The sequence below is a fragment of the Microcoleus sp. LAD1_D5 genome, assembly GCF_036702115.1.
In the GTDB taxonomy this organism is placed as follows: domain Bacteria; phylum Cyanobacteriota; class Cyanobacteriia; order Cyanobacteriales; family Microcoleaceae; genus Microcoleus.
The window spans coordinates 87,280-104,796 of sequence record NZ_JAUBSA010000001.1; the positions used below are offsets into that span (position 1 = coordinate 87,280).

Consider the following 17,517-nt stretch of genomic DNA (forward strand, 5'->3'; position numbering starts at 1 on the left):
AACTGTTCTAACTTTTGTAGTGAGGAATGCAAGTCCTCTGAGTTTTATGAGGACTTGCATTCCTCACTACAAAAAAATTTGATGGCGGTTGGTCGATCGCACATACAGATCATTCAGCAGCCAACAACTACCAAATAACACCAGCTTACAGCTAATAACCGTGACTGATGACTCTTGATTAACAAATATCGATCGCCATCGCTTCATTATTCGATTGACAATTTTTATAAAATCTGGTATTTTACCCATCTCTGGCATATCAATAAACAGCGCAAGTCTTCTCCAACATTTTTTTAACAGCCGGAACAATATCCCCCTTTAAGACTTCTCAACAATCAAACTAACTCAGTTAGGGCAGGGGAGCATAAAAAAAGGTTTTTGTCAATATTCAATTTAGGTGAAAGTTAGGTTAGGTGAAATTAGGGGCGATCGACTCTCATCCGCGCTGGAAAAAGATCGATCGCTGCTGCGGTTGCTTTGTGATATGAATTTGATGTGTGCGTGTACCAGGAGAATTTGAACGTGGAACTCTATAAAGAACGGAAACACCAGATAGTTTTTGCAGATTCACAAGTTAAAGATTGCGAAAGTTTAACAGAAACGGTCAATCCCGATACAGAAATTGTTATTCTCAAAGCCGATCGCGACGGCATTGAGCAAATCGCCGAAACACTTAAACAGCGGCAAAACATTGCAGCCGTCCACATTTTGTCTCACGGCGCAGCAGCCAGCTTGCAACTGGGGGGCACAGAACTAAATCTGTGCAACATTGAAAGCTACCGCAATTATTTAGAAACATGGTTTGCTTTGCCCACAACTGAGGCAAACTCCAACTCTCCAATTACAGCTAAACCCGAAATTCTGCTTTACGGTTGCAACGTCGCCGCCACAGAAGCAGGTGTTGCTTTCGTGGAAAGGCTGAGCCAGCTCACCGGAGCAAATATTGCCGCTTCCGATAACTTGACGGGGAATGCTGCGTTGGGTGGAGACTGGGAACTCGAAGTAACTACGGGCAAAATAGAAACACCTTTGGCATTTTCGGCTGAGGCGAGGGAAGCTTATAGTGCAGTTTTAGTCGCCACATTTGGGGAACTGCGAGATGCGATAACTCTGGCTAACGCTTTGCCCAATGCAGACACGATCGCCATCACCGGCAACATCACCTTTGCGCCCGGACAGGTTCTGCCCAGGATTTCTACCCCTATCACCTTTACCGGCGGCGGTTTCACCCTAGATCTCGGCAATAACCGGGGGTTCTTCATCGACACCGCCACTACCCCAGTCACATTTTCCAACCTGACAATTACCGGTGGTATATCTACAGGCGCTGCGGGCACAGGTGGCGGTGGCGGTGCAGCCGGCATGGGAGGCGCACTATTTATTAACAGCGGCACTGTCACAGTTAACAGCGTGACCTTTACTGGCAACAGCGCTACGGGCGGCGCGGGCAGCGCGCCCCCCGTCGCTCCCGCAGTCGCAGGCCCGGGCGGCAACACCGATTTTGCAGGCCTGTTTCCCTTTGTTTCCGCAGGTGGGCCCGGTCAAACTGGCCTCACCGGCTTGCCAAGCATCGGCGCTGAGGGCGGTACGGGCGGCAATGGGGGCAACGGCGGCAACGGCAGTGGCGGATTGCCAGGTACCGGTCTTAACGGCGGCCCCGGCGGCGCTGGCGGTACGGGTGGCGCAGGTACCGGCGGGACTAACGGCGGTACGGGCGGCCCTGGCGGTGCCGGTGGCGCTGGCGGCCTCGGAGGAGGAGGAGGCGGCGGCGGCGCTGGCGGCGCTGGTGGCGTCGCCGGCAGTGGCACAGTAGGTGCAGCCGGCCCTGGGGGCATTGGCGGCGCTGGCGGCTTCGGAGGAGGAGGAGGCGGTGGCGGCGGCGGTGTTGGCGGCAACGGTGGTGTCGGCGGCTTCGGTGGCGGAGGTGGCAGCGGTACAGTAGGCGGAGCCAGCACGACTCTCGGAGCTTTCACCCCGGGCGGCGTCGGCAGCCCCGCCGGCGGCGGCGGCGGTGCTGGTTTGGGAGGCGCAATTTTTGTTAATACTGGCAGTTTGACCCTGAACAACAGCACTTTGTTCAACAACACAGCAACCGGAGGCGCGGCTGGCGGTGCGGGGGCGACACCGGGCCAGGGCGCGGGTGCCGCGATTTTTGTCAACAGCGGCGCTACTGCAACTCTGACTAACAACACCATCACTGCTAACACTGCGACTGCAACTGCCCCTGCTCTTGCTGTGGGCGGGGGTATTGCTACTAACGGCGGTACTGTGAATCTCCTAAATTCGATCGTCGCCGGGAATTTGGGCGGCGCGAATCCTGACGTGTTCGGGACATCCTTCGCTGCCACCAGTATCCGCAATTTGATCGGGAATGTTGCTGGCAGCAATTTACCTGTCGCCCAGCAACTGACAGTTCCTCTAGCAAATGTCATCGCCCCTACCGCAGGATTGAACCAGGCTACAGGCGTTCCTGTGACTTATGCTTTGGCTGACAGCACTGCGACACTTAATCCGGCGATCGATGGCGGGGATGCCACGGCTGCGGCTGCTGCTGGCGCGACTGACCAGCGGGGTACCGGCTTTCCCCGGACGATCGGCGCTAGTGTTGATATCGGTGCTTATGAATACGGCCCGATCGTCACAGGGGTTAAATTCAACGACCTTAACGGGGATAGCCTGCAAGGTGCCGCGGCGACTGAACCAGGTCTTCCGGGCTGGGTGATTTCTATAGGCACGAAGAGCGCTACTACCGCAGCCGACGGCACTTACATCCTCCGCGACGTAAAAACCGATACTCCGATTACAGAAGCGCCCCCCGCTGGAACGCCTGCGACTGCTTGGGTGCAGACTCTCGGCCCGACTCCGGCAAATACGAGTATTGTTAATGTCACGGGTGCCAATTTCGGTAATTTCCAGAAAACATCGATCGCAGGCAAAACCTACACCGATCTCGCGGGCAACGGCTTCACGCCCGATGACACGGTATTAAACGGCATCACCGTTAACTTATACCAAGACACCAACGCCAACGGCACCCTGGAAGTCGCCACAGATACTATTGTCGGCACTGCACAAACCACTGCGGGAGCAGGAGATTACACCTTCTCGGATATAGGCCCCGGCAATTACCTGATACAAGCCACTGCCCCAACCAACTCCAGCATCTCTTTCCCTGCTGCCGCAATTCTCGTTAGTGCCCAAAGCGGTACTCCCGTCACCGGTCAAAACTTCGGCGTTTTCCAAAACATCACCGTTAGCGGCACCAAATTCACCGACCTCACAGGCAACGGCTTCTCTGCTGACGACACCCCCCTCAACGGCACTACCGTTCGCTTGTTCAAAGATACTAACGATAACAGCACTTTAGATAGCGGTGATGGGGAAATCGCCTCTCAAGTTACCGGAACAGCGCCAGGGGCTGCTGGGACGTATAGCTTTGCCAACGTCGGCTCCGGTCGGCACTTTGTGAGAGAAGACGTGCCGACTGGTTTCTCACAAACCGCAGGCCCGACTTTTTATCCAATTAACCCGGTCAGCGGCACAAACATTACGGCTCAAGACTTTGGCAACTTCCAGTTGGGCAAAATCAGCGGGATCAAATTTAATGACCTCAACAAAAATGGCACCCAAGATGCGCCAGCAGAACCACCGCTAGGAGGCTGGACAATTTACTTGGATGCCAACAATAACGGCGTTCAAGACCAAGTACCAGCCGAAACAGGCACCAACGCCACCGTCACCGATGTCGCCGGTAACTACCAGTTCACCAACCTGCCAGCCGGCACTTATACAGTGCGGGAAGTGCCACAAACAGGCTGGACGCAAACTGTGCCGCCCGTCAATGCAGCTACGCCTACTCTTTCCGGCGCGTTTACGATCGCCGTCACCAGCGGCACCGACTCCCAAAACAACAACTTCGGCAACTTCAGACCCAATAGCATCAGCGGTCTGAAGTTCAATGACCTCAACAACAACCGGGTACAAGATACCGGGGAACTAGGGCTTGCCAATTGGCAATTCTTCCTCGATACCAACGATAACGGCACTCTCGACACCGGGGAACCGAACACCCTCACCGATGCCGCCGGCAACTACCAATTCCTCGATTTGTCAGCAGGAACCTACAAGGTGCGGGAAGTCTTGCAGCCTACTTGGACGCAAACTACCCCCGACCCGGACGACATCACTGTCACCAGCGGTCAAGACATCGCTAATATCAACTTCGGCAACTTCCAGTCGAGCACTATCAGCGGTCAAAAATTCAATGACCTCAACAACAACGGCGTTAAGGATGCCGGAGAATTGGGGCTAGGTAACTGGCAAATATTCCTCGACAGTATCACTCCGGATGGATTGTTTCAGCAGGGCGAACCGACTACCATCACTGATGCAGCGGGCAACTACACTCTCCGAGATATACCCGCAGGTACTTACCAGGTAAGGGAAGTCCAGCAAAACGGCTGGACGCAGACGACCCCTAACCCCGCCCCCGTTACGGTTAATCCCTCCGATAACATCACGGGCATTGACTTCGGCAACTTCCTGCCCCAACCCGGGGCGATCCGAGGTCTGAAGTTCCAAGACACCAACAACAATGGCACTCAGGATGCTGGAGAACCGGGTTTACCCAATTTCCAAATTCAGTTAACCAATGTCGTAGCTGGAACTGCTCCTGCTCCTGTTACTACTACCACAGACAACAGCGGCAACTACTTGTTCGCGAACCTAACGCCGGGAACCTACCGTGTCCGGGAAGTCAACCAAACTGGGTTTACCCAAAGCACACCCGAACCCGCAGATATCGCCCTAACTTCAGGGGCTATTGTCACCGGCATCAACTTCGGGAACTTCCCGACGCCGACACCGACACCGACACCTGAACCCGAACCGCCGACGCCGCCACAGCCACCTGTACCGACGCCGACGCCTGCACCTGCACCGACGCCGACACCTGCACCTGCACCGACGCCGACACCTGCACCTGTACCGACGCCGACGCCTGCACCTGTACCGACGCCCACGCCTGCACCTGTACCGACGCCCACGCCTGCACCTGTACCGACGCCCACGCCTGCACCTGTACCGACAGATTTGGTTTGCCCTGAGAACTTCCCCAGGATCGCTACTCCCAATGAGCCCGGCACTTCTTCAGCGGGTAATGTGATCAACGGCCCTAACGGCGACGATACGATCGTGGGTAGTGCCGGCAGTGACTCTATCTTGGGATTGGGCGGCAACGATTTGATCTTTGGTCGAGGGGGCGGTGACTACATTAATGGCAATACGGCCAACGATACTGTCTACGGAGGCATCGATAACGATACTCTCTTCGGTGGCAAAGGGTTTGACCTGATTTTTGGCGATCGGGGTAACGATACGATTTATGGCAATCGTGGCAACGACTCTCTTTCTGGCGACGAAGGCAATGATTTATTGTACGGGGGCAAAGCCGATGACGTAATTTTGGGAGGCGCTGGCGACGACGTGCTATTTGGCGATCAAGGCAATGACACTCTCTGCGGCGGCGAGGGTAACAATACCTTAATTGGCGGCAGCGGCGATGATTTGCTCTTTGCTGACACCGGCGATGACTTGCTCTTTGGTGGCATTGGCAGCGATACCCTCGTCGGTGGCAGTGGCAGCAATGGCTTTGTCTTGTCAGCGGGCGGAGGAATTGACACGATTTTCAACTTCACCGCAGGAGTTGATTCGATCGAGTTGCTGGGAGGCTTGGACTTCAATCAACTGTCATTGACCGAAACTAATGGCTCGACGGCGATCGGAATCGCCAACAGCGACCAGATTTTGGCTATACTGACGGGCGTACAGCCGAGCCAGTTATCGGCTCAGAGTTTTAGCTTGCTGGTTTAGTCCGCAGATAAAACTCGGCAGTTGCAAGCGATCCTACACTTGCCTCTCGTCCCAACAGAGAGGGACTACCCGAAAGCAGAGCCTCGAAACCCATGCTTCGAGGCTCTCCCAAAGAAGGGGAACGAATTCCGTTCCCCTTCTTTGGTCAAATTTGTTCCAGATACTTCAGCAAGTCGGCCATTTCTTGCGGACTCGGCTGAAACTGGGGCATTGGTGGGGTTTGCCCGCTGGTGACTTGCCGGATCAGATCGAATTCGGATTTGCGCTCGGACACTCCGTGCAAGTTGGGCCCGACTTGACTGTCTGAAACGGAGATGTGACACCCTGCACAGTTCATTTGAAAGATGGCGGAACCCTGAAACGGGTTTCCAGTGAGGGATAGTACGCTTTTGACGTAAGGATCGGCGACTTGAAACTGACGAATTGTGACAATTGCCAACATGATGGCAAGCAACACCGCTAGCGCAAATATGGCAAGTCGCTCGATCGGATTTTTAATTTCATTCCTGGCAAGTTGGTTATTCAAAGGAGTTCAATTAAAAATAGTATCTACAAGAAAATTTATTTCTCATAACATAGCTTAATCGTTCGCAGCGGGGAGAGCAAGGTCTGATACTCCCGGAAGGGCGTTTTTTGGAAAATTCATCTGTGTAAGTGCTGGTAATATTAAAAATAGGTTGTTAAATCTTAACGTTAAGGAGCTCTCATGGTAGAACCGCTGCTTTCAGGTATTGTTCTGGGTCTAATCTTTGTTACTCTGGCGGGGCTGTTTTTTGCTGCTTATCAGCAGTACAAGCGCGGCGATCAGTTGGGTATCAATAAGTAAAAGGGGCTACAGTCCCTCACTCAGGCTGTCAGGGGGAGGGGGAATTGGGCATGGGGCATGGGGCATTAATCTACCTACTAACTTCTTCCCTCTTCCCTCTTCCTTCTTCCATGGTTAAAGATATCGATCGAGAATAGCAGCAGTTTCCAGGCCTGTTTTTTCCCAGCTAAATTGTTTTGCTCTTGCCAAACCGAGCTCCCGCAAGTGCGATCGAACTTTGGCATCCACTGCAAGCTGGTGCATAGCAGAGGCAATTTCCTCGACGCTGTAGGGATTGACTAATAAGGCTGCACCCCCCCCAACTTCCGGCATTGAAGACAGGTTAGAGGTGATTACAGGAGTGCCACAGGCCATTGCTTCGAGCACGGGGAGGCCGAATCCTTCCCAAAGACTGGGAAAAACCAGGGCGATCGCTTGGTTGATGACTTTGGGCAAGTCAGTCGCGGGAATGTAGTCTAAGAATTTTACTTGATCGACCAATCCCAATTCTTGAACCTGCGCCTTCAGCAGTGGCGTATAGCGTTTGTCTTCCGAACCTGCTATCCACAATTCGTACTCGGAATTATGATGCAAAGCAGCAAATGCTGCTACAACTCGCTGCACGTTTTTATAGGGATTGTGGCGCCCGATATAAAGAAAATAATTGCTTGTTGGCAAGTCTAAAAAACGGAAAAAACTGGTATCGTATCCGGGGAAAATTGGCGTAATTAAGTTAGTAGGAATTTTGCAAAAATTAGCGATATCTTGGGCAGTTGATTCAGAGTCGCAGATGACGTGTTGAGCCTGCCGCAGCACTTGCGGAATGTAGTAGCGGTGATAAGGTGTCAGAAAATCGAAGCGACGGGGAAACCGCAGCGCTATTAAGTCATGTACTGTAATTATATAGCGGCAACCTGCAAATAAAGGAGCTTCGGGAATTGGAGAAAATAACAGGTTAGATTTTAGCTGTTTGTAAATTTTGGGGAGTTGGGTTTGTGTCCAAAGCAATCGGTTGATGTGTCCTTTGGTACCTTGTTCTGGTGTTAGATTGGCGGGGATTTGGTAGCAGTTGTTATTGGGAAAATTTTCTGCTGTTAGTAATGTTGGGTTGAGTGATTTTAGGTGGGGAAATAAGTTTTTGGCGTAGATGGCTAAGCCGGTTGGTTTGGAAATTAGGAAGGAGAGGTTGATTAGCAGGTTGGATTGGGGATTGGGCATGGGATAATATGTAGATTGCGGTTTATTAGTGGGATTTTTTTATTGAACCGCAGAGGGCGCAGAGGGCGCAGAGAGGAGAAAGGAAGAGAGGGAAGATTTACAGATATTGTTGTAAGATGTTGGCGGTTGCTTTTCCGGTTTTGTTCCAGCTAAATTGAGCTGCTCTAGCTAAACTAGCAGTTTTTAAGTTCGATCGCACTTTTGAATCTGTGGCTACTGTTTGCATGGCTTCCGCTATTTCTCCGACGCTGTAGGGATTGACTAATAATGCGGCCTCTCCGGCTACTTCTGGCATTGATGACAGGTTGGATGTGATGACGGGTGTGCCGCAAGCCATTGCTTCTAAAATTGGTAAGCCGAATCCTTCCCAAAGTGTAGGGAAAACTAGGGCGATCGCCTGATTCATCAGTACGGGCAATTGAGAATAGGGAACGTAACCGAGAAACTTTACCAAAGATTGTAAACCTAATTCTTCAACTTGTGCTGTTAACTGCGGCGTGTAGGCGTTGGGAGGCCCTGCTAGCCACAATTCGTAATTTGCGCGATCGGGCAAATTCGCAAATGCAGCAATTAATCTTTCCAAGTTTTTGTAAGGATCGTGTCTGCCGGTATAAAGAAAATAATTTTTGGCTGGCAAGTCGAGATATCTAAAATTAATATTATCGCAAGCTAGGGGAATTGCGGTCATTTTCTTAGACGGAATTTGGAAAAACTTAGCAACATCTGCAGCCGTTGCTTGAGAATCGCAAATAATGTGTTCTGCTTGCCGCAAAACCTGCGGTATGTAGTAGCGAAAATAAGCTGTTAATCTAGAAAAGCGTTGGGGAAATCGCAAAGGAATTAAATCGTGAACTGTGACGATGTAGCGGCAGCCGGAATACAAAGGTGCTTCGGGAATGGGGGAAAATATCAGGCTTGACTGCAATTTTTGGTAAATTTTGGGCAAGGTGAATTGAGTCCACACGAGCCTGTTAATTTGTCCTTTCGGCCCTCGATTCGGTGTCAGAGTTTCTGGAATTTGATAGCAAGTATAATTGTCAATTTGCTGGGAAGCAAGTAATGTGGGTTCTAGCTGTTGCAGTTGCGGGAAAAGATTAGCTGCATAAGTTCCGATTCCCGTTGGTTCAGGACTTAAGAAGGATAAATTGATTAAAAGTGGGTTAGACACGCTGGAATTAGCCTTTAAGTTCGATCGAGCATTTGAGCTATATCGGCAGGATTTGGCAGCCGAATTGTAGCATATTCTTGGTGAATGATCTCAAAAAAACGCTTGACTTTTTTATCAAAACCTGCAAGTCTAAAGTTCTGACTGCGTTGCTGTGCACCAGCTTGAAGTTCTGCTAGCAAATCAGGATTAACAATTAGTTGATGTGAATGCTGGCACAGTTCCTCAACGGTATTGAACACAAAGCCCGATCGCCCATGTTCGACAATTTCCGGTTGGCCGCCACCGTTGAAAACAATCGGAGCACAACTATTTTGCATTGCTTCGACAGTCGCCATCCCGAAATGCTCAAATCTTTGAGGATTTACTTCACCCAAACCGCAGCCGTGCCAAAATATGCTCGCTTTAGCATAAAGTGATTTTACCTCATCAAAGTCAGCATTGACTTTTAACTCGATCGCCCTTGAATCTTGCTTCAATAAATTCTGAACCGTCTTTAAATAAGGATTTTTCGGAATGCTACTCCCGGCTAAAATGAGCCGCCATCCTTGAAATTCTTCGGGATAATCTCCTAGCAAACTGCAGAAAGCTTTAATGAGTTCAATTTGCTTTTTTGTTCCCCCAGCTTCAAACTGTCCCACAGCTAAAATAATTTTTTCTTTCGGCACTTTAACTGTTGCCATTTCCACGGGCGGATAAAGCAGAAAAGTTGGCTGTAGGTTCCAGCGTTTCTCTAGCCATTTGACAGTAAATTGACTGTTGGCAATAATAAAAGTGTAGTCATCGACAGCAAAATGATGGTTGCGGAAGGTATTGGGAAAGTGGCAGAAAAATATTGAGATTGGCGACAGTGGTTTGACTTTTTCCAGTTGGTTCGCGTTGATGAAAATATCGTAGTTTTTGCTTTCTCTGGCAATTTCATCAAACGGATTTTCCATATCTTCCACGATGATGCTGGAATCGATGCACTGCATTCCGCGTTTCTCGTAAAACGCCAAGGGCATAATTTTAATTTTGCATCCTGAAAGGTTGAGTCCGTACCACGATTCTAAGTCGGAAACAGCAACTGGTTTGTTGGCGATAAAAGTAATGTCAAATTCATTTTGTAGCAGCGAGGCGATGGTAGCGACGTATTTTTGACCGCCACCCATAAAATGCAGCCCGTGATCGTAAATGCCGATCGACATTTTGCGATCGCCCCGAACCACCTGCAATCGAGGTAAAATGCGATCGACCTTCATCCGACTGTAAATCACGGCCAGCTTTTCCGACAACTGCGGCAATACAGTTTCGATGATTTCAGGTTTCTGATAATCAAGCAGCTTTTTAATCGCTACAAACAAACTCTCGAACAGCAAATCATACTGCTTGTTAGTAAAAAAATCTGAAGTGTGAATCGCTTTGACTAATTGCAAAGGTTCATGTTTTGCCAAATACAAAAATCGATTGCGGTTGCAGAAATACTCTGTAAGTTTGCTTCCTTTACTCGAACCCCGATACTCATGATGGGCGATGGCGGCGGGAGTATAAAGCATTTTCCAACCACGTTTGTGACAGCGTTTGGCAAACTCTACATCTTCAAAATACATCACAAAATCTTCATCTATGGGCCCCACATCTTCCAGACATTCTCTCCGAAAAAACACCGCCGCCCAACATAGCCCTTCGACTTCCTGTTCTGTATCGTACTGCCCCGAATCTTTTTCGCCAAAGCCGACATCTTGCCAATAAAAATTAGGTAATTGCTGAATACCTGCGCTGTTAATTCGCCCGTCTTTAAACAACAATTTGCCGCTAGTCGCACCAACTTTTTTATTAGTTTCTAGCTGTTTTACAAGAATCTCTAACCAGCGACTGTCAAGGGTAGCATCGTTATTTAGAAAGCCGATATATTGCCCTTTTGCTTCGCTGATGCCAAGGTTGAGGGCTTTAGCAAAGTTGTTGGCGGAGTTGACAAAAATGCGAACTTTTGGAAAGAGTTCGCGCAGGGAATTAACGGAATCGTCTTTAGAGCAATTATCAATTACAATTAAATCTAGTTGCTGTTCGGGATACGCAAGTTTTTGTAGAGATTTTAAGCAATCTTTCGTGTGGCGCAGACCGTTATAGTTGACTATAATTAACGAACATATGGGCAGTGTGGTCATCTTTGATGCTTTATTTTTGTCGATCGAACAATTGAGCGGTAATCTTCTCTAAAATAGCAGTATGTTGCTCCTGCACTGCTTTAATTTGCTCTATTTCCGACTGAAAGGCTGCGATCGCTCTTTGTTGAGTCTCAATCTGTGCTGTAACTTCGGGAGATGTGCTGCTGAATTCCGATTGAATTTTTTTCTCTAGAGTTTGTTGATTTTCTTGCAATTTTTGCAATTGTGTGCTTAATGTGTGCACGACGCGGGTATTAGCAAAATTGTAAATTACTTGACGTTCTAGTACGGGTCTGAGCAATTTTCGGACTATTTTCCTAACTGCAATGACTACCGAACCTAGCTGCCTTTGATAAGAAGTAATCGGAACGTTGTAAATGTCAAAGCCTGTTTTCAGAAGGGCGATGTCCTCGTCATCTTCATTGTAGGCGATCGCACTATTTTCTCTTCCCGACAGCGGCGGCTCAACAATACCAATTCGCGGCTCCAAAGTTTGCCGCAATTTATCTATAATTTGTTGAGTTGGTATTTCTTCGTACTGCAAACTTTCCTCTCCTTTAGATAACTTACTATGACTTATTGTGGAACAGGCATCTTGCCTGTTCAAGGGCGGGCAGGATGCCCACCCCCCAAGAAAATTCATCTCTTGTTAAATCAGGATTATTGCTTCCGATATTGGCAATATCTCAATTTAAACTAGCTCAATTTGACTGTCATCACCAATCATAAACCGCAGAGCTTTTGGACGGGGGGGCGCATTGGTTAGTTGAGCTCGCTGCCCGATCACGCTGTCCACAATTCGCTGGTGAATGCCAACTATTTTTGCCCCTTGCAATATTACACTGTGTTCGATATCAGCATCAATCATCGTCACGCGATCGGCAATACTGCTGTAAGGCCCGATAAAGCAATTTTCAATGCGGCAATTTTCCCCAATTACCACTGGCCCTCGAACTGTAGAATTAATTACCTCCGTTCCTTCCCCTATTTGCACTCGCCCGATAATTTGACTTTTTGCGTCTACTTTTAATTCAGTTGAAGCTACGATACAGCTATCTAAAATGATTTGGTTTGCACTCAGCAAATCGTCTTTTTTCCCCGTATCCAGCCACCAACCCTCTAAATTGCAGGCTTCTACGTGTTTCTCCTGATTGATGAGCTGTTGAATGGCGTCGGTGATTTCCAGTTCGCCGCGGGGCGAAGGTTGAATTTGATCGATCGCCTCGTGGATAGTAGGAGCAAAAAAATAAATCCCCACCAGTGCTAAATTTGACGGCGGAACTTTGGGTTTTTCTACTAACTGCAAAACTCGTCCATTTTCATCAACTTTGGCAACACCGAAAGCCGAGGGATTGGGAACTGGACGCAACAAAATCAGAGCGTCTAGTTTTTGCTTGTTAAAAATCTCTAAAAACGGATCTAGCGGATTCTCAATTAAGTTATCTCCCAAGTACATAATAAACGGAGAATCACCCAAAAATGGTCTGGCAATTTTCACCGCGTGAGCAAGTCCCGCCGGCTCTGCTTGCAAGATATAAGTAATTTTTGCACCGAAGCAAGATCCATCTCCTGTTTTCGTCTTCACCTCTTCCCCGGTTTCGGGACTAATAATAATCCCAATATCCGTAATCCCAGCCGCCACAATTCCTTCAATTCCGTACCACAGTATCGGCTTATTTGCTACAGGAACCAATTGCTTAGCACCCGTATAGGTGAGGGGACGCAAGCGTGTTCCTTTGCCGCCAGAGAGGATGAGTGCTTTCATTGGGTGAACTCTGAGTTATCCTTTAGGGTTTGCGGTGCTGGCTCGATTTGCCTGCACTTGTTCGCTCTCGTTGATTTTAAACCACCGCTACCCTGCTGGCAATAGTTGTCGTGTCTTATGATACAAATGATTTATGCCGATCGAGCTTTTATAGTCGGGGACGCATAGAGTGTCAGAAACCAGGTTTATTGCCACAGGAAGCAGTTAAAAGCTGAGTTTTTTTGTCAAAACACCCCTTTTTTAAGGTTGGGAGTGCGCCAGTCCCGATTTAATTGCGTACCCTTTTAATAGCGGCCATATCGAGCAATCAATTGACTACCACTATTGTTTTGATTTGTCAACCAAGCCCACATCTGATCGCCCAGACAAAAATGCCACCATTCGTTAGGATGCTGCTGAAAACCCGCATTTATCATCGCATTTTTTAAGATTTGCCTGTGACGGTGATGTGGCTGTTCTTGCGGGTGATTGCTGTTAGCAAAATAATCGGGATAAGAACGTTCTGATATTTCATCAATCGGAGAACCCATATCAATTCGCCGATTATTTTCATCGACTAAAGTTATATCTAAAGCAGCACCTGTACTGTGAGGAGGAGGTGTTGTGGTATCCAGGCTCGGTACTGCCCAAAATTGATATACGTGTTCTATAATTACTTGGCGTTTGTCTTCGGAAACCGGAAAGTCGCAGCCTTGAGCTAAAGCAATTTGATTAAAAGTATAATCCACCATAAATTGCTGCACTTCGACCGGCCGATAAGCGTCAAATATCAGAATTTTCCACTTGGGGTGATTTTGTTGTAGCTGGGTTTGAGCGGCGATTAAACTATCTATAACTCCTTGCCGCAAATAGTAAGGCGAATCTGCTTTGCTGTTGTAATAGGGAGCACCCAACTTTTGATAGGGGTGCGGAATTTCAAAGGCAAAATGTTCTGGTGTAATCGGGACTAAAGGTTCGCCGCATTCATCTATCGCTATTTGCTGGTATGGTTTCATATCAAGGTTTTACCCTACTTTATGATTGCTGATGAACTACAATACTCAGTATATGCTTTTCACTTTAGTCCGTCGCGCGGCAAATAGCACAGCAGCTAGAATATCCTCATGTGCTAAATCGTCATAGTCATCTATAATTTCTTTAGCATTCATACCAGAACTGAGTAATTCAAGAATTAACTCTACTGGATATCGAAGACCGCGAATACATGGTTTTCCGTGACAGATATTTGGATCGAGTGTGATGCGCTGCAAAAGCTGGTTTTCCATATTTTAGGAGCAAATATTAAACATATCCTAACCTAAAAAACCTAGCTTTCGATCGGTTGGTAGTAAGGACTTTAGTGCTTTCAATCTCTATCTAAAGTCCTTACTGCCAAAAAATCTTAACTTTGGCGATAAGCAACTACCGCATAAAACGGATCGCCGCTTCCTATTCGCAGCATTTGCATAAAACTCGGCAAGTTAGGCTTGCGAACTATTACTTCCGGTTTGCTAAATCCGGGTATATTCGTTCCTTTGACAGAATCAAAGTAACCCTTGACTAATTCTACCCGATCGCCCTCCGAACCTTCCCGCCAAGCCGCGATCGCCTTTTGATAAAACATCCGGTTGGAAAAACTCATAATTGCTACGCCCCCCGGCTTCAAAATCCGGTGAATCTCGGCAAAAACCGCATCTGGCTGCTGCAAATACTGTACCGAAACGCAGTTGACAACGGCGTCAAACTCTGCATCCGGCAGTGGCAATTTGGGATTGGCGTTCAAATTCTGCACGAAATAATGATTCAGTCTGCGATTCTTTGCCAACTCGTCTTCATTCATGCCGTGCCCTTCAACATGGGCACATTGCATCTCGTCCGGCAAGTGAGAAACCCAACTGCTCATCATATCAAAAATCCGAGTATTCGGTTTCAGCCGTTCCCGATATAAATCGGTGAGTTGCTGAATGAATCCATCGTCTACGTGAGTCACATACCGGGGAGCGGAATAGAACAAATTGTCGTCGGTGTCGTCTAACTTGGTGCGTTGGTCGGGTGGAAGCAACATAAATTCTGATCGCGAACTAGATTTACTCTTTCTAGTTTAAGAACAATAAGAATTGTTAACATATCCGGCAGAGGGCGGATTCCCGGTTTTAGCGTAGCAGTCGATCGCCAAAAAACCTGCTGGCATCCTTTGGGCTTGTGGCAAGAAGACGGTTTGCCGACTTCCAGCATTGGCGACAAACTGCCACAGGTAGGCGGGACGCTGACAGGCGCGATCAATCGCATGGAAGAAAGAGGCCTAGTCCGCCGGGAGAGACACACCCGCGATCACCGCATTTGGGGCATTTGGCTGACAGACTCCGGCACGGAACTGCAACAGATATTGCCCCCGCTGGTAGCTGCAATCCGAGATCGAGGTGTCGAGGGCTTTTCACAATGGTGATCGACAACTCTTTTGCCCACTGATTGATGGCGCGATCGTCAATCTTTCCTAAACCGACAAATGAATCTTTTGAGTGAAGTGCAGCAGCATTTACCTCCAGTACATTACAAATAACCGTAAAATACTACGCACTCTTAAAAAAAGCAGTGCAACTGTCCTACACGAATATCACCGCACCCGCCGGACAAATCGCCCGCAAATCCTTTGAATTCGGGCAGCGCGTGCAGCAGGGAACTCCGTTAATGGCGATCGTCAGTAACGATTTGTGGGTAATTGCCAACTTCAAAGAAACGCAACTGGCAAATATGAAACCAGGTCAAAAAGTAGAAATCAAATTAGATGCTTTTGGTGGCCGGAAATTAGAAGGTCGAGTTGATAGTTTATCCCCTGCTTCGGGCGCTCAATTTTCCTTATTTCCTCCCGATAAGGCTACGGAAAAGTTCACCCAAGTTGTGCAGCGGATTCCGGTGAAACTTGTGTTTGAGGCCGAAAGTGTTAAAGGCTACGAATCGCGGATTGCACGGGGGATGTCTGCTAGGGTAAATGTTGAATTGAAATGAGGGAAGGCACGACACGGATGTTGACACGGATACACGGATGAATTTAGAAGTCGGGGATTGGATTGTTTGTGAATAGAAGAGGAAATCCCTGACTTCTGGGAGTTTGATAAGTTTGAAAAGCCGGGGATTTGATTTTTTTCGGTTAAGGGCGATCGCCCTTGCGATATCATCTTGGAAAGTTAGGGATATGGTAGTGAAAACGAAACCGAAATCTCGTTCACCAGCTAGTCCAACTTAAAGCGTGTTTTGAAACTTCAAGGGTAAAGAGTATTTACGCCCAGACAAATCAAAATAGTGCCAAAGTATATCTCTTCTCGGATCTGGATGCAGATAACTACCCGTCCTCCTTTCCCTTGTTTCCGTAGAAACTGTTTTACTAGCCACAAGGCTAATGGCATACCACTGCCCATCCACCTTGAAAAGATTTAATTTACCTTGTGGTAATTCATACCAAGCTATTGCTGAAATAAGCCTTCCGTCTACTATTACTGAAATGCTTCCCCCAGGATAACCTCCGCGTGACATGAGATTTTTGTGTAGCTCGCAATTAGTAAAGTCAAGGCTTAGTAAATAACATATTTTTTCAAAGGTTTCATGACTAAGAATATAATTTCTTTCAACTGGCATTTGCAGTAGGATAGCATCTCCTCCTTTTAACTCACCCCAAGCTATAGCTTTAACTTCCTTACTATATCCTTCACCACCCAATGTTTGTGCATAGACTGTAACTGTAGAACCAGGGCTTCCATATCCACACTTGGCATTAGCGATTCGACTACCTTCTAAGTAGTAATGCATTAATCCTTTGATAGTCATTCTCTCTGGCGAGGATGACCTGTCAAATTCCAGCGTCAATGTTCCAAGATAATCGCCCTGCCGAGGAGTAGCTGAAGCTTGCATATTAACTATTGATACTAATTGAGCAGGCAGTGCATCTACATCTTGCTCAAAACGATTTTGAAGAGGAACTGGAATCGAAACCGTTTGTTGTTCTTGCCAGTTTTTATTATGCGAGCTAAGAAAATCCTTTGGGAAAGACCAATAGAAATTGTAATTTTGACGATCAACTACAACTAAAAATGTTGGATTGGGCTGAATTAACCAATAATTAAGAGTCGTTACTGCAATAGGAACTCGAATTGAATCGCCTTTAAATTCAGACTCTTCTGTACCTTTGCATTGAACGTTAAATAACTTTCCAGTTGGGTACTCTCCTTGCATAATCTCACAAATTAAATCAATCCCTATATCCCGATCTTGGGGAACAGGAATAACAATACAAAAATTAGTTAAAACTGAATTAAGAAGGTCAGCAGCACTTCCACCAATTCTCTGAGCGTCTGTACGTTTAGGTAAATTTATCATTACGGTAAAGGAGCTTTTTTCACAATCTTAACTAAACCGCTATCTAAGGCGAAAGCAAATAGGAATACAAATACTTTAAGTAGAAGATGATTTTGTCTGTCTAACTTATAATTGTATCGCAGTTTCGGTATAATACTTAATATAATACAACAATACCGCCACTTCACTCTTACTCTCATTACATCTCAACTGTGAA

At 47.6% G+C, this 17,517-nt stretch carries 14 protein-coding genes; 4 read left to right on the forward strand and 10 right to left on the reverse strand.

Features of this window, described 5'->3' with window-relative positions; all coding sequences use genetic code 11:
- The first annotated feature begins 522 nt into the window (after positions 1-522).
- On the forward strand, positions 523-5,871 hold the full coding sequence (locus QUA70_RS00405) for a DUF4347 domain-containing protein (protein ID WP_333344653.1): 5,349 nt from the start codon (positions 523-525) through the stop codon (positions 5,869-5,871).
- Between the two features lie 145 nt (positions 5,872-6,016).
- Here the strand turns inward: QUA70_RS00405 and QUA70_RS00410 are convergent, their stop codons facing one another.
- On the reverse strand, positions 6,017-6,397 hold the full coding sequence (locus QUA70_RS00410) for a cytochrome c (RefSeq protein WP_333344651.1): 381 nt from the start codon (positions 6,395-6,397) through the stop codon (positions 6,017-6,019).
- 180 nt (positions 6,398-6,577) lie between these two features.
- Between QUA70_RS00410 and petG the strand changes: the two genes are divergently transcribed.
- Positions 6,578-6,697: a cytochrome b6-f complex subunit V gene (gene petG, locus QUA70_RS00415; RefSeq protein ID WP_006632329.1), complete on the forward strand. Its 120-nt coding sequence runs from the start codon at positions 6,578-6,580 to the stop codon at positions 6,695-6,697.
- Between the two features lie 114 nt (positions 6,698-6,811).
- Here petG and QUA70_RS00420 read toward each other — a convergent pair whose 3' ends face one another.
- From QUA70_RS00420 to QUA70_RS00455, 8 genes are all read right to left on the reverse strand, one after another.
- Positions 6,812-7,894 carry a glycosyltransferase family 1 protein gene (locus QUA70_RS00420; RefSeq protein ID WP_333344649.1) on the reverse strand — a complete coding sequence of 361 codons (1,083 nt, stop codon included), beginning with the start codon at positions 7,892-7,894 and terminating at the stop codon, positions 6,812-6,814.
- Positions 7,895-7,991: 97 nt separating this feature from the next.
- A complete protein-coding gene (locus tag QUA70_RS00425; RefSeq protein WP_333344648.1) occupies positions 7,992-9,062 on the reverse strand; it encodes a glycosyltransferase family 1 protein in 1,071 nt (356 codons plus the stop codon).
- 14 nt (positions 9,063-9,076) lie between these two features.
- A complete protein-coding gene (locus QUA70_RS00430) occupies positions 9,077-11,206 on the reverse strand; it encodes a glycosyltransferase (protein WP_333344646.1) in 2,130 nt (709 codons plus the stop codon).
- Positions 11,207-11,216: 10 nt separating this feature from the next.
- Entirely contained in the window at positions 11,217-11,750 is a 534-nt protein-coding gene (locus QUA70_RS00435) for a hypothetical protein (RefSeq protein WP_333344644.1), read from the reverse strand.
- A 147-nt stretch (positions 11,751-11,897) separates the two neighbouring features.
- Complete coding sequence (locus tag QUA70_RS00440) at positions 11,898-12,971, reverse strand: glucose-1-phosphate thymidylyltransferase (RefSeq protein ID WP_333325434.1); 1,074 nt, start codon at positions 12,969-12,971, stop codon at positions 11,898-11,900.
- 284 nt (positions 12,972-13,255) lie between these two features.
- Entirely contained in the window at positions 13,256-13,966 is a 711-nt protein-coding gene (locus QUA70_RS00445) for a M15 family metallopeptidase (RefSeq protein WP_333344642.1), read from the reverse strand.
- A 45-nt stretch (positions 13,967-14,011) separates the two neighbouring features.
- A complete protein-coding gene (locus tag QUA70_RS00450; RefSeq protein ID WP_333325430.1) occupies positions 14,012-14,236 on the reverse strand; it encodes a DUF433 domain-containing protein in 225 nt (74 codons plus the stop codon).
- A gap of 116 nt (positions 14,237-14,352) precedes the next feature.
- On the reverse strand, positions 14,353-15,015 hold the full coding sequence (locus tag QUA70_RS00455) for a class I SAM-dependent methyltransferase (RefSeq protein ID WP_333344640.1): 663 nt from the start codon (positions 15,013-15,015) through the stop codon (positions 14,353-14,355).
- Between the two features lie 129 nt (positions 15,016-15,144).
- On the opposite strand from QUA70_RS00455, the gene QUA70_RS00460 reads away from it, so the two are divergent.
- Both QUA70_RS00460 and QUA70_RS00465 read left to right on the forward strand, forming a co-directional pair.
- The gene (locus QUA70_RS00460) at positions 15,145-15,396 is read left to right on the forward strand and encodes a MarR family transcriptional regulator (protein WP_333344638.1); all 252 of its coding nucleotides are present in this window, start codon (positions 15,145-15,147) and stop codon (positions 15,394-15,396) included.
- Positions 15,397-15,542: 146 nt separating this feature from the next.
- Positions 15,543-15,956 (forward strand): efflux RND transporter periplasmic adaptor subunit, encoded by a 414-nt coding sequence (locus tag QUA70_RS00465; RefSeq protein WP_333344637.1) that lies wholly within the window; start codon positions 15,543-15,545, stop codon positions 15,954-15,956.
- 234 nt (positions 15,957-16,190) lie between these two features.
- Here QUA70_RS00465 and QUA70_RS00470 read toward each other — a convergent pair whose 3' ends face one another.
- A complete protein-coding gene (locus QUA70_RS00470; RefSeq protein ID WP_333344635.1) occupies positions 16,191-17,321 on the reverse strand; it encodes a DUF4365 domain-containing protein in 1,131 nt (376 codons plus the stop codon).
- Between the last annotated feature and the right edge of the window lie 196 nt (positions 17,322-17,517).